Genomic DNA, 13,382 nt, shown 5'->3' with positions numbered 1-13,382 from the left:
CTCACCGACGTCAGGCCTCGCTGCCCCCGCCGGACGACTCCGAGGAGCCTCCACCGGATGCCGCCGGAGGCGGGCCACCAGAGCCTCCGCCGTTTCCGCCGTTGTTGTTGGAGCCTCCCTGGGAACCGCCTCGGCCTTCACCGCCGCGACGCTGCTCGCCGCGCTCGCCACCCCGGTTGCGGTCGCCCCCACCGCCGCCACCGCGCTCGGGACGCCGGCCCTCGCGACGGTCGCCGCCGCCGCGCTCGCCACCGCGTTCTCCGCCGCCACCGCCACGGCTCTCCGCGCCGCGCTCGCCACCGCGTTCTCCGCCGCCGCCACCGCCGCCGCCGCGGTCCCGGTCGCGTCCACGCCGGCCCTGGTCCTGTCGGCCGCCACCGCCGCCGCCACCACCGCCGTAGGCGTTCTCCGGGCGGCGCTGCTGCATCGCCAGCTCGCCGTCACCGGAGCCCGGCGACGAGGCCACCTTGTGCTCGGGGCCCGTGGCCGACCGGCCATAGATGTCGTACTGCTCGCGGTGGTAGTTCTGCTGCGCCTTGACCTGGATGGACTTGTTGTAGCGGTCCATCAGGTGCCGCAGCTCGTTGCGCTCCTCGCCCTGCAAGAGGCGCGCGACCTCCGCGTTGCAGTTGATGACGAGCGTGGAGTCCTTGTAGCCCGGCGCCTCGCGGCGGATCTCCCGGAAGATTTCGTACGCCACCGTGGTGGCCGTCTTCACGAAGCCCTTGCCGTCGCAGTAGGGGCAGTCCTCGTGCAGCACGCGGCCAATGGACTCGCGCACGCGCTTGCGCGTCATCTCCACCAGGCCCAGCTCGGAGATGCGCAGCACGTTCGTCTTGGCCTTGTCGCGGCCCAGCGCTTCCTGCAGCGACTTGAAGACCTTGTCGCGGTTCTGCGCCTTCTCCATGTCGATGAAGTCGCAGATGATGATGCCGCCGATGTTGCGCAGCCGCAGCTGGTAGACGATCTCCTTGGCCGCCTCGACGTTGATCTTGGTGATCGTCTCCTCGAGGCTCTTCTTGCCGACGTAGCGGCCCGAGTTGACGTCGATGGCGGTGAGCGCCTCCGCCTGGTCGATGATCAGGTAGCCGCCGCTCTTCAGCCACACCTTGCGCTGGGTGGCGCGCTGCAGCTCCTGCTCGATGCCATAGGCGTCGAAGACGGGCTCGTCCGTCTCGTGCAGCACCACGCGGTCGCGCAGCGCCGGGTCCTGCGCGGTGACGAAGCCCTGGATGCGCTCGTACTCCTCCGCGTCGTCCACGACGAGCTTCTCCACGTCGTGGGCGAACAGGTCGCGCGTGGCGCGCAGGATGAGGTCCAGGTCGGGGTGCAGCAGGCCCGGTCCGCCGCGCTTCTCGTTGCGGCGCACCACCTGGTTCCACACCTCGATGAGGAACCGGATGTCGCTCTCCAGCTTCTCCTGGGGAACGTTCTCCGCCACCGTGCGCACGATGAAGCCCGTGCCGGGCGGCCGCAGCCGGTCCACGATGTCGCGCAGCCGCCGGCGCTCCTTCTCGTTGGAGATGCGGCGGCTGATGCCCACGTGGTCCACCGTGGGCATGAACACCAGGTGACGGCCGGGGATGGAGATGTGCGAGGTGAGCCGAGCACCCTTGGTGCCGATGGGGTCCTTGGAGATCTGGACCACCACCTCCTGGCCGACCTTCAGCAGGTCTTCAATCTTGTCCGTCTTGCGCTGCTTGGGCTTCTCCTTGTCGTCGTCGCGCTTCTCGCGGCGCGGAGGGCCCTCCTGGCGGCGCTTGTCCTTCTCCTTCTCCTTCTCCTTCTCCTTCTCGCGGCCATCCCGGGCGCGCGGCTCGCGGGCCTCCCGGGCCTCGCGCGGCGTGCGGCGGCGGCTCGGCGGCCTCGGTGGAGGCTTCACCGGCCTGCGCCACGCTGCCCTCGCTGAGGGCGGCGACGGTGAGGCTCTCCGCGGGCGTCTCCTGCACCACCGTGGGGGACGCGTCCAGCGGGAGGCCCGCGTCCGACAGCGGCACCGCCACGGAGGCGGTGGACACCGTGACCTGCGTCTCCTCGATGACGAAGGCCGGGGGAAGCTCCGACTCCGCGACGGGAGCCTGGGCCTCGGCGGCGGGCTCGGTCGCGGCGGGAGCCGGCGCGGACGCCGTCTCCTGGGCTTCCTGGGCAGCCGCAGGGGGCGCTTCCTGGGGAGCCGCTGGCGCAGCCGCCTGGGCGTCCAGCGCGAGCGCGGGCTCCACGGCGGCGGCCGGAGCTGCTTCCGTGCCGGCGGGCAGGGCGTGCGCGCCCTTGTCCGGCACCGTGGCCGCGGCGGCCTCGAGGGTGTCCGCCTCGGATTCGGTGGGGACCTCCGGCGCGTCCTCGTGTTCGCCCTCGGTCAGCTCGAACTGGGCGCGGGCGAAGTCCGGGTCGTAGACGACGTCGCTGACGTACAGGAAGGCGGCCTTCTCCAACCCGATGTCGACAAAAGCCGCCTGCATGCCCGGGAGCACCCGGACGACACGGCCCTTGTAGATGTTTCCGACGACGCCCTTGTCCTTCTTACGCTCGAGGTAGAACTCCGCGATATGGCCGCCCTCGACGAGCGCCACCCGGGTCTCCCGACCCGCGGCATTGATGACGAGCACACTGCTCATGGATGAATCCTGGAAGCGCGCGCGGTAGGGGGGACCTCACCGGACGGGGGGCGGCAAGACGCCACACCTCCGAGCACGCTGCGAGGGGAGCGGCGGTTGGTGGCCCTCCGACGTGTGGACGCCCACCGGAATCACCGGAGGGAGAACGCATCGTCTGGGTGAGGGCCGAGGACATCACCGCCTGCTCCTCCGAGTTCATGTCGCCCCGCATTGCGACCGGCACCGTGCCGGGCGGGGCTGCTTCTCTTCAAGCGCTCGAGGTCTCCACCACGCCCGTGCCGTCCGCCCCCTCTTCCACACCCGGTCGGTGCCCATCGTGGGCCACCTTGGGGGGGCGTCTGGGGGCCCCGGAGCAGCAGGGACATCCGGAGGAGACCGGAAGCGCAACCCGTCGAAATTCCAGCCTGGGCCTGATGTCCCGCCAACGCGGGGCGTCACACAACCACCCAGAAACACGGAGAGTTTTCCACGCCCCTCCAGGTGTGTAAAGGCAAGAAGCGCCCGTTCATCCACTGTCTGGCAGATGGCCCCGGGGCCCGCCCCCAGGGCATCCAGGCCGAAACGGAGCCTTTTCGGGGGCCTCAGGCCTGGGCGGGGGCCTGCTTGCGGCCCTCGGGCTTGTCCAGCTTCCCGCGCGGCCGGCGCACCAGCCGCAGGGCGGTCCAGGTCTCGTCGATGACGCAGATCTTGTTGTCCACCAGCCCGATGTCGAGCGCCGCGTGCCGCACGAACTCCTCGGACAGGTGCGTCTTCGGGCCTTCGGCGGTCGCCCAGCAGACCCAGATGCCACCGGTGAGGGTGGTTGCGCGCGACAGCGCGGGCAGCCGCTGCACCAGCTCCGTGGCGTCCTGGGTGAAGAAGAGGATGACGTCCAGCCCCGTCTGGGCCGTGACGAGGAACTCCACCCCGTCCGGCAGCGGGTTGAGCTTCTGCACGAAGCCCCGGGGCGGGTTGATGATGGAAACCTTGGTGCCGGAGCGGATGCCCAGCATGGCCGGCAGGGACGCGAGGCCGTAGGACGTCATGAGGTGCGCTCCACCGTGAAGGTGCGGAACTCGCCAGTGGCTTCCCCGTCCGTGCGCGCCACGTGCGTGACGCGCGCCGTGCGGGGACCCTGGTGGCACCAGCTTACGAAGTCTTCCAGCGCAGCGGGCTCGCCTTCCACCGTGGCCTCCACGGAGCCGTCGCTCCGGTTGCGCACCCAGCCGCTCAGGCCCAGCCGCAGCGCCTCGGCGCGGGAGCTCTCCCGGAAGGAGACTCCCTGGACCGTGCCCTGGATGCGCAGGGTCGCCCGGCGCTGCGTGCTCATGCCTTGGGCCTCATGCTCTGGCGTTCCCTTCTAGCATCTGGAGGAACGCCTGCTCATCCAGGATTCTTACCCCGAGTTCCTGCGCCTTCTTCAGCTTGGAGCCGGCGTCCTCGCCCGCGACCACGAAATCGGTCTTGCGTGAGACACTTCCAGACACCTTTCCGCCCCGCCGCTCGACCTCCTCCTTGGCCTGCTCGCGCGCCATCCCGGCCATCGTCCCGGTGAGCACCACCGTCTTGCCCACGAAGGGGCCTCCGGTGGAGACCTCCGGCGGCGCCGGCGTCACGCCCGCGTCCAGCAGGGACTGGATGGTGGCCTGGTTCTGCGGCTCCTGGAAGAAGGTATGGATGACCTGGGCCATCACGGGGCCCACGTCCTTCACCCGGCTGATGTCCTCCAGGCTCGCGGTGAAGAGCGTCTTCACCTGGGGGAACGCCTCCGCCAGCGCCCGGGCCGTGGAGTCGCCCACGTGGCGGATGCCCAGGGAGTACAGGAAGCGGCGCTGGGTGGTGCGCTTGGACCCTTCGATGGAGGCCAGCAGGTTCTCCGCGCTCTTCTCCCCCATGCGCTCCAGCTTGAGCAACGACTCCTTCGTCAGCGCGAAGAGGTCCGCGAACGTCTTCACCTGACCGGCGGTGACGAGCTGGGTGGCCAGCTTGTCGCCCAGGCCTTCGATGTCCATCGCGATGCGGCTGGCGAAGTGGCGCACCTTCTCCACAAGCTGCGCGGGGCAGGACGCGCCCGTGCAGCGGATGATGGCGCCGTCCTCGTCCTTCGCTGCCACCGCGCCGCACACCGGGCAGTGGGTGGGGAAGGCGAAGGGCTGGGAGTCCTCCGGGCGCTTGGACAGCACCACCGTGACGATCTCCGGAATCACATCACCGGCGCGGCGCACGAAGACGGTGTCGCCCTTGCGCACGTCCTTGCGGCGCAGCTCGTCCTCGTTGTGCAGCGTGGCGCGCGACACCATCACGCCGCCCACCTTCACCGGCTTCAGGTGCGCCACCGGCGTGAGCGCGCCCGTGCGGCCCACCTGGATGCCAATGTCCTGCACCAGCGTGGACTCCTCCTCCGGCGGGAACTTGTAGGCCACGGCCCAGCGCGGGCTCTTGGACACCTGTCCCAGGCGACGACGCAGGTCCTCGTCGTCCACCTTCACCACCATGCCGTCCACCTCGAAGGGCAGGGCGTGGCGGCCCTTGAGGGACTCGTCGTAGCGCTGGCGGATGCCGTCCGCGCCCTCGGCGGGCTGATAGCGGTTGATGGGCAGGCCCAGCGTCCTCAGGTACTCCAGCTTCTCGGTGTGCGTCTTGAACGCGGGCAGGCCGTCGCTGGGGCCGCACTCGTACAGGTAGACGGAGAGGGGCCGGGCGGCGGTCTCCTTGGGATCCAACTGGCGCAGGCTGCCCGCGGCGGCGTTGCGCGGGTTGGCGAAGAGCGGCTCGCCCTGCTCCTCGCGCTTCTCGTTGAGCTTGCGGAAGTCCTCCTTGCGGATGAAGACCTCGCCGCGCACCTCCAGCCGCCTGGGCACCTTCACGCCGTCCTGGGGGAACAGCTCCAGGGGCAGGCTCTTGATGGTGCGCAGGTTGGACGTGACGTCCTCGCCCGTCGTGCCGTCGCCCCGGGTGGCGCCCTGGATGAAGCGGCCCTCTTCGAAGCGCAGGGAGATGGCCAGGCCGTCCAGCTTGGGCTCGCACACGTAGCCCACCTGCGGCAGGCCGGTCAGCTTGCGCACGCGGTCGTCGAACTCCGTGAGCCCCTCGTCGTCGAAGATGTTCGCCAGCGACAGCATCTGCGCGCTGTGCACCACCTGCCCGAAGTCCTCCACCGCCGCGCCACCCACGCGCTGGGTGGGCGAGTCCGGCGTGGCGAGCTGGGGGTGCTTCTCCTCCAGCGCCTGCAGCTCCCGCATCAGGGTGTCGTACTGCGCGTCGCTGATCTCCGGCGCGTCCAACACGTAGTAGCGGTGGTTGTGGTGGGCCAGCTCCTGACGGAGCGCTCGGGCGCGGGCTTCGGCTTTCGGGAAGGTGTCCACGGGGTGTTGTCCTTACCCCAATTCGGCAGCGCGGCCAGGATGCGCACGCCCCTCATCGGAGGAGGACCACTCTAGCGAGCCCACCTGACAGGACCGCTCCACGAGGGACCGCCAGGAGTCCTCCCCCCTTCGCACGTTGCCAACCTCTGGCGTTGGATGCGCGGACCCCTCCCGGCGCGCGGCCCCGTCCAGACCCGGAAACTCCACCGGCGGATGGGAAGGGGGACCCGGACATGCGTGTTCCACCGGGCGAGGGCGCCTCGAGCACCCCAGCTGCCCCGAATTTCAGCTACATAGCGGTTTCCCTGTTCGCAATACCCCCTCCCTCCGGTGCAACCCCCTGAAAAACGGGGTGGTGCAAGGCACGGATGCCTTGACAGCTCTGGAGGGGGTCAATAGTTTCCAGAGCGGTTCCTGGCGCAGGGGTCCCCCCGCGCCGTCTCTTCCCAACCACAGGCCCACGCGCCCTCCGGTCCCCATCAGGGACCCGGGTGGTGCTGCCCTCCTGGAAGGTGCTTCCGAGCGCCGCGCGGACGGACAGCGTCCCGCGTACAGCCTGCCCGAGCCTTCGGGCGATTCCCCCCATTCCGTCTGCTGACCGTCATGGCCAAAGCCCGTTCCCCCCGAGAGAAGGTAGTCGCGCCCCCGTTCGTCGCCGCGGAGGAGAAGCCCCGCCGCAAGCGCGCGGCGGCGAAGGAGGCGGAGAAGCCCGCGCCCCGCTCGCGCCGTGCCCCGGCCCGCCGCGAAGAGGCGCCAGTGGAGGAGGCGCCGGAGGTGGTGGCCGAAGCGCCCCGCCCGGTGCTCACGCCCATCTCCCGCCCCGTGCGCGACGACGAACTCCAGGAGATCCGCGCCGAGGAGCCCGAGGACACGGCCTCCGCGACGCCCGCGCCGCAGGAGTCCGCCGAGTCCCCCGCCATCACGGAGGTCAGCCGCGACGGCGCCCCGATGCAGGTCATCAAGCTCAATGACCTGAAGCGGATGAAGATCGTCGAACTGTCGAAGATGGCCCAGGACGTGGGCATCGACGGCTACCAGGGCCTGAAGAAGCAGGACCTCATCTTCGCGCTGCTGGGTGGCATCGCGGACAAGCGCTTCGAGGTCCACGCCGAGGGCGTCCTCGAACTGCTCAGCGACGGCTTCGGGTTCCTGCGCAGCGCGGACAGCGACTACCAGCCGTCCCCGGACGACATCTACGTGTCGCCGTCCCAGGTGCGCCGCTTCACGCTGCGCCCCGGCGACACGGTGACGGGCCCCATCCGTCAGCCCCGCGAGGGCGAGCGCTTCTTCGCGCTGCAGAAGGTGGACACGGTCAACTTCGCGGACCCCACGTCCGAGGCTGCGCGCGAGCGCATCCTGTTCGACAACCTCACGCCGCTGTATCCGACGCGCAAGCTCAAGCTGGAGCACGAGTCGTCGGAGATGACCACGCGCATCATCGACATGTTCTGCCCCATCGGTCTGGGCCAGCGCTGTCTCATCGTCGCGCCCCCCAAGGCGGGCAAGACGGTGCTGCTGCAGAACATCGCGCACGCCATCAGCCGCAACCACCCGGACGTCTACCTCATCGTGCTGCTGGTGGATGAGCGCCCGGAGGAAGTCACCGACATGGAGCGCAGCGTGCGCGGCGAGGTGGTCTCCTCCACCTTCGACGAGCCCGCCACGCGCCACGTGCAGGTGGCGGAGATGGTCATCGACAAGGCCAAGCGCCTGGTCGAACAGAAGTACGACGTGTGCATCCTGCTGGACTCCATCACCCGGCTCGCCCGCGCCTACAACACGGTGGTGCCGGCGTCCGGGAAGATCCTCTCCGGCGGCGTGGACGCCAACGCGCTCCACAAGCCCAAGCGCTTCTTCGGCGCCGCGCGCAACATCGAGGAGGGCGGCAGCCTCACCATCATCGGCACGGCCCTCATCGACACGGGCAGCCGCATGGATGAAGTGATTTTCGAGGAGTTCAAGGGCACGGGTAACTCCGAAATCGTCCTGGATCGGAAGTTGATGGAGAAGCGCATCTTCCCAACGCTCGACATCAACAAATCCGGCACCCGCAAGGAGGAACTCCTCTTGTCGCAATCGGACCTGGTGCGCATTACGGCGTTGCGCCAGGTGCTCCACCCCTTCACCCCCATCGACGCGATGGAGTTCGTGCTCAAGCACATGCGTCCGACGGCGGCGAACGCGGAGTTCCTGGGCTCGATGAACCGCTGACCCTGGCCCGGGAGCCCCACATGCGTCGTGCCCACGTCCTTCGTTTCCTCGCCCGCGCCGTCGCGGGCGTCACCCTGGGCCTGATGGCGGGGTGTGACCTGGGCGTGGAAGACCTGCCGCTGGAGGATGCGCCCCCGGTGCTCTCCAGCCAGGTCTGCTACGACGACTCGGATTGCGTGGCGAGCGCGTGCTGCGGTGAAGGCAATGCCGTCACCCACCGCACGGAAGGTCCCAACTGCGCCGGCGTGCGGTGCGACGGGACGTGTCCCCCGGACAGCATCGACTGCGGCCGCTGCATCCCGGTGTGCCGCAACGCGCGCTGCGCCGGCGCCTGCCAGTAGCCGGCGCCGCGCGCGGTCCGCTCCAGTCGCCCTTTCTACCCGGTGGCGGACTCGGGCCCCGGGGCCTCCGCGTCCTTCAACGGCAGCGTCACGCGGAACGTGGTGCCGCCGCCCGGCGTGTCCTCCACGTCGATGCAGCCCTGGTGCGCTTCCACCACCTGCCGTGACACCCACAGGCCCAGGCCCAGGCCGCCGTAGTGGTGCGTGGACACCGCGCGCTCGAAGCGCTCGAAGATGCGCTCGCGGTCCTCCGGCTTGATGCCGATGCCGTGGTCCACCACGCTCAGGCGCACCACCTCTCCGTCCGGTTGCAGCGTCACCTCCACCGGCTTGCCCCGGCCGAACTTCAGCGCGTTGGCCACCAGGTTGTGCACCACCTGGGAGATGCGCGAAGGGTCGAACGGGCCCGTCACCGGCCCGTTCACGGAGACGGTGAGCCGCGTGCCCTCGCGGCGCGCCTCCTCCTCCGCGAAGCGCGTCACCTCCACCAGCAAATCCGCGAGGTCCACGTCCGTGCGGGAGAGCTTCAGCCGGCCGCTGGTGATCTGCGACACGTCCATCAGCACATCCACCAGCAGCGCCAGCCTCCGGATGAAGGCCCGGGCCTGCTTCAGCCGCTCCAGCGCCTTGGTCGGCGCGTCCCGGCCCAGGCCGCGCTCCAGCAGCTCCAGGTGCAGTTGGAAGGCGGCCAGCGGGGTGCGCAGCTCGTGCGCCGCCACGGAGAGGAAGTCGTCCCGGGCGCGCAGGGCTTCGGTCAGCCCTTCCGCGCGCGCGCGCTCGTCGGCCATCTCCCGGCGCATCCGCGCGAGCTTCAGGTTGGAGGCGATGCGCGCGAGCAGCTCTCCGGCGGAGAAGGGCTTCACCAGGTAGTCGTCCGCGCCGGAGGACAGGCCCTGCACGGTGGCCTGCTCGCCCGCCTTCGCGGACAAGAGCAGGATGGGCAGCTCCCGCGTTTGCGGTGCCGCGCGCAGAGCCCGCAGCAGGCCCACGCCGTCCAGGCGCGGCATCATCACGTCGGACAACACCAGGTCCGGAGGCCGGGCCAGCGCTGACTCCAGCCCCTTCTCTCCGTCCGTCACCGTCTCCACGTCATAGTCGGTGGAGAGCACGCGCTGGATGTAGTCGCGCATGTCCCGGTTGTCGTCCACCAGCAGGATGCGCGCGCGCGGCATCAGCTCCTGCGCGCGGATTGCCGGGGCGGGCGCGGGCGCGCGGTTCGACAGCGTCTGCTCCTTCGGCTTGGAGACGTTCCACAGCAGCGCTTCCTGGACGTAGGCCGTCGTGGCCTCGCGCGCCGCGGAGCGCGGACGGGCCGTGGTGCGGATCCGCTCCGGGGGCAGGTGCGCGTGGCCCAGGGGCAGCTCCACGGTGAAGGTCGTGCCCTGGCCCTCCGTGCTGCGCACCGCCACCGTGCCGCCGTGCAGCCGCGCGAACTCCTGCACCAGCGCGAGCCCGATGCCCGTGCCCTCGTGCGTGCGCGACGCGGTGCCCGGCACGCGGTGGAAGCGCTCGAAGAGGCGGGGCAGCTCCTGCGCGGGGATGCCCGAGCCCGTGTCCTCCACCTCCAGCACCACCCGCCGGCCGCGCTCCCGCAGGCGCAGCGTGACGCCGCCCTGGAGCGTGAACTTGAACGCGTTGGAGACCAGGTTGAGGACGATCTGCTCCCACAGGTCCGGCGCCACGTACACGGGCTCCGACAGCGGGGGACAGTCCACCGTGAGCTGGAGGCCCGTGCGCTCCATGGCGGAGCGGAAGCTGCTCGCCGCGTCCGCCGTCAGCGCCGCCAGGTCGGAGGGCACGAAGCGCTCCTCCCGGGGCCCGGCCTCCAGGCGCGACAGGTCCAACAGCGCGTTCACCAGCTTGAGCAGGCGTCCCGCGTTGCGGTGCACGCGCTCCAGCTCCCTGCGGGCCTCGGCCGGCAGCGCGCCCGAGCGTCCGGCGAGCAGGTCCTCGGTGGGGCCCAGCATCAGCGTCAGCGGCGTGCGGAACTCGTGGCTGACGTTGGCGAAGAACTCCGACTTCAGCCGGTCCAGTTCCCCCAGTTGCTCGTTCGCGGTGCGCAGCTGCTGGTTGGCTTCCTGGATCTGCTGCGCGCGGCGGAAGATCTCCTCTTCCATCTCCCCCGCGCGGGCTTGGAGCGCCTGGTGCTGGCGGTCCTGTTCGGTGCCCTGGTTCTTCAGGAGGATGAAGTCCGTCACGTCCTCGACGCGGTGGATGATGTGGCTCAGCTTCCCGTCCACGCCGAACACGGGCGAGTTCAGCGGGCTCCAGTAGCGCACGTCGAATCCGTCCCCCACGGCGCCGGCCCGGGGGATGTCGTACTTCTGGACCGCCATCGCGTCCGGGGCACCCGTCTTGATGACGCGCTCCAGGGACGCGCGCAGGTTGCTCACGCCGTTGGCCGTCGGGTCCTGGGGGTTGTTGGGGAAGACGTCGAAGATGTGGCGGCCCAGGATGGCCTCTCGGCGCGTCTGGGTGGCGCGCAGGTACGCGTCCGTCACCGCGACGATGTGGAGCCCGGGCGTCAGCACCAGGTACGGATTGGGCGAGGCTTCGAACAGGCTCCGGAAGTCCGGGGCGTCGGGAGGGCTCGGGGGCATCACACGGTCCTCAAAGGCGGAGGAGTGCGTGGAAGTAGTCACTGCGCTCCCGGATGGCCAGGGGCATGTGGGCCGCTCCGCCGAGGTTTTTCACCGGTGGACGATTGGGGCCCTGGACGCCCACCGGTGACGGCGCGGATCAGGCCGCCGGAGCGGCGTCCGGGGAGGCGACGGGTTGCTGAACGGCGGGCGTCACCAGCGGGGGCGGCTGGGCCTTGAGGCGCGCGTAGTCGAAGCAGGCCACGAGGATGGAGGCCACCGGCACGGCGAAGAGGGCGCCCCAGAGGCCGAAGAGCTTCTCGCCCGCGATGAGGGAGAAGGCCACCACCACGGGGTGGATGCGCGCGGCCTCGCCCATGATCTTCGGGTTGAGGAAGTAGGCCTCCAGCGCGTGGATGCCGACGATCCACAAGAGGAGCGCGAAGGCCTTCTGCACGCCGTCCGCCAGCGCGATGAGGACGATGGGCACCGAGCTGATGATGGTGCCGAAGATGGGGATGAGGCTGAAGAGCGTGGCGATGGTGGCCAGCAGGAACGCGAACTTCACGCCGAAGAGCAAGAGGCCCACCAGCGTGAGGCCCCCGTTGACGAGGCAGATGGTGACCTGCCCGCGCACCACGCCGGACAGCGAGCGGTCGATGTTCGCCACCAGCGTCTTCGCGTCGGGGAGGAACTCCGCGGGCACCAGCGTGCCGAAGTAGCGGCGGATGGCCTGCGCGTCGATGGAGAAGAACGCGGCGACCATCAGGATGAAGAACAGCATGAACACGCCGGCCAGCACCTCGGTGACGATGCGGCGCGACACGTTGACGATGTCCGACATGTTCTCGCGCACGAGCGTCGTGCCGCGGGCCACCGCGTCGGTGAGCATCTGCTCCAGGTCCAACGCGAGGCTGAAGCCACCGGAGGTGCCCGCCGCCGCGCCCTCCATGGCCCGGTCCGACAGGGCCACGGGGATGCCGTACACGTTGAGCCACGTCTCCGCGCGCTGCGCGAGCGACTGCACGTGCTCCGGCGTGAGCGCGCTGGCGAAGCCCGCCATCTCCCGGCTGATGCGCGCCACCTCGCGGTACAGCTGCGGCACCAGCGCGATGAAGAACAGGTACACCGCGAGGAAGAAGCCCGAATAGATCATCAGGATGGCCACCCAGCGCGGCACGGAGCGGCCGCCCAGGTTCCACCGGGTGATGCGCCCCACCAGCGGCTGCACCAGGTACGCGATGAGCGCCGCGCCCGCGAAGGGCATCACCACCGAGCGCAGCGTGAAGAGCATCAACGCGATGGCCACCCACAGCCCCGCGAGGAGCATCAGGCGCTTGCGGCGATCTTCGGGGGCGGTGTCCACGGGCTGCGACATGGGATGTGGGCTTAGGGCAGTCGCCTCCCTCCTGACAAGCTCCGGCGAGGAAACACCTGGAGACCCCCGGCTCCTACGGCACCGGAACGTCCCGGAAGCGCCCGGGGAAGGGCGTCCGGGCCGCCGGGCGTCCGTCTGGACTCAGGCCTGGGGCAGCGGTGGCGGGGCGTCCAGCCGGGCTTCCACCCGGTCCAGGCAGGCCTGCATCAGCGGGCGTTTGACGCGCCCCTGGGTGGCCTCGCCCAGGCCCAGCATCTGCTCCGTCAGCCAGCGGGTGAGGAAGAGCAGGGGGACGCGGTCGTCGGGGGCCAGGCCCCGCTCCAGGTAGCGCTTGTTGCGCATGTAGTCGTCGAACGCGTCGAACTCACGGCCCAGGTCCCAGCGCGCGAGCCGCAGGGCCTCCGTGTAGACGGCCGGGGCGGGGCGCCGGGTGACTTGCGTGAACAGCGGGGCGAACTCCCCCAGGGTGGCGGGGTCCAGGTCCTGGACGGGCGGAGGCCAGGTGCCCAGGTCGTTGGCGAGCAGCCGCGCCACCTCCTCCAGCAGGTGGTCCACGAGGGGGATGGGCTTGAGGTCGAAGAGGTGGTCCCAGCGCGAGGGCATGTGTCAGGGGCTGGCGGCGGCGGCGGTGGCAGCGGAGGCCGCGTGGTGCTGGAGGCCTTCCAGGTGACCCTGACCGCCGACGCCCGGCTTACGGCCAATGGCGGCGGCGGCGGCGAGAGCGGCACGGCGAAGGGCAATGACAGCGACAACGGCGCGGCGGGAGCCCACGGCGCCGACGACGAGGCCACCCCGGCCGCGGGCGGCCAGAGCGCGAGCGAAAGCGCTGGAGACGGCGGCGCGGGAGGCGCGGGCACCACCGCGCCTCAAGTGGGCAGCAATGGCGGCGCCAAGAATGGCTTCGAAGGCGGCGG

The 13,382-nt window shown here is 70.3% G+C and carries 10 protein-coding genes and 1 pseudogene; 3 read left to right on the top strand and 8 right to left on the bottom strand.

All coding sequences use genetic code 11. The features are described from left to right. Window positions 1-10: 10 nt before the first annotated feature. The 5 genes from D7X74_RS44170 to ligA all read right to left on the bottom strand — a co-directional run bounded on the left by D7X74_RS44170 (window position 11) and on the right by ligA (window position 5,959). Entirely contained in the window at window positions 11-1,669 is a 1,659-nt protein-coding gene (locus D7X74_RS44170) for an Rne/Rng family ribonuclease (RefSeq protein WP_233602068.1), read from the bottom strand. A 7-nt stretch (window positions 1,670-1,676) separates the two neighbouring features. Next, window positions 1,677-2,615: a hypothetical protein gene (locus tag D7X74_RS44165; protein ID WP_233602067.1), complete on the bottom strand. Its 939-nt coding sequence runs from the start codon at window positions 2,613-2,615 to the stop codon at window positions 1,677-1,679. Window positions 2,616-3,196: 581 nt separating this feature from the next. Continuing rightward, window positions 3,197-3,640, bottom strand: a complete 444-nt coding sequence (locus tag D7X74_RS12020; protein WP_120533080.1) for a DUF3052 family protein — start codon at window positions 3,638-3,640, stop codon at window positions 3,197-3,199. Next, window positions 3,637-3,924 carry an acylphosphatase gene (locus D7X74_RS12015; protein WP_120533079.1) on the bottom strand — a complete coding sequence of 96 codons (288 nt, stop codon included), beginning with the start codon at window positions 3,922-3,924 and terminating at the stop codon, window positions 3,637-3,639. The genes D7X74_RS12020 and D7X74_RS12015 overlap by 4 nt, the downstream gene beginning before the upstream one ends. 10 nt (window positions 3,925-3,934) lie before the next feature. After that, window positions 3,935-5,959, bottom strand: coding sequence for an NAD-dependent DNA ligase LigA (ligA, locus tag D7X74_RS12010; protein ID WP_120533078.1), 2,025 nt, complete (start codon window positions 5,957-5,959; stop codon window positions 3,935-3,937). A gap of 603 nt (window positions 5,960-6,562) precedes the next feature. On the opposite strand from ligA, the gene rho reads away from it, so the two are divergent. Beyond that, the gene (gene rho / locus D7X74_RS12005; RefSeq protein WP_199732940.1) at window positions 6,563-8,170 is read left to right on the top strand and encodes a transcription termination factor Rho; all 1,608 of its coding nucleotides are present in this window, start codon (window positions 6,563-6,565) and stop codon (window positions 8,168-8,170) included. A gap of 20 nt (window positions 8,171-8,190) precedes the next feature. Continuing rightward, window positions 8,191-8,511, top strand: coding sequence for a hypothetical protein (locus D7X74_RS12000; RefSeq protein WP_120533077.1), 321 nt, complete (start codon window positions 8,191-8,193; stop codon window positions 8,509-8,511). 35 nt (window positions 8,512-8,546) lie between these two features. Here D7X74_RS12000 and D7X74_RS11995 read toward each other — a convergent pair whose 3' ends face one another. The 3 genes from D7X74_RS11995 to D7X74_RS11985 form a co-directional block, all read right to left on the bottom strand. Continuing rightward, the gene (locus D7X74_RS11995) at window positions 8,547-11,111 is read right to left on the bottom strand and encodes an ATP-binding protein (RefSeq protein WP_120533076.1); all 2,565 of its coding nucleotides are present in this window, start codon (window positions 11,109-11,111) and stop codon (window positions 8,547-8,549) included. A gap of 139 nt (window positions 11,112-11,250) precedes the next feature. Further along, a complete protein-coding gene (locus D7X74_RS11990) occupies window positions 11,251-12,468 on the bottom strand; it encodes an AI-2E family transporter (RefSeq protein WP_120533075.1) in 1,218 nt (405 codons plus the stop codon). Between the two features lie 141 nt (window positions 12,469-12,609). Beyond that, window positions 12,610-13,071, bottom strand: coding sequence for a hypothetical protein (locus D7X74_RS11985; RefSeq protein WP_120533074.1), 462 nt, complete (start codon window positions 13,069-13,071; stop codon window positions 12,610-12,612). On the opposite strand from D7X74_RS11985, the pseudogene D7X74_RS11980 reads away from it, so the two are divergent. Then, a pseudogene (locus tag D7X74_RS11980) lies at window positions 13,072-13,382 on the top strand (hypothetical protein); the annotation flags it as partial.

The organism is Corallococcus sp. CA047B (assembly GCF_003612065.1).
Classification (GTDB): Bacteria; Myxococcota; Myxococcia; order Myxococcales; family Myxococcaceae; genus Corallococcus; species Corallococcus praedator.
This window is presented reverse-complemented; position numbering and strand designations above follow the sequence as displayed.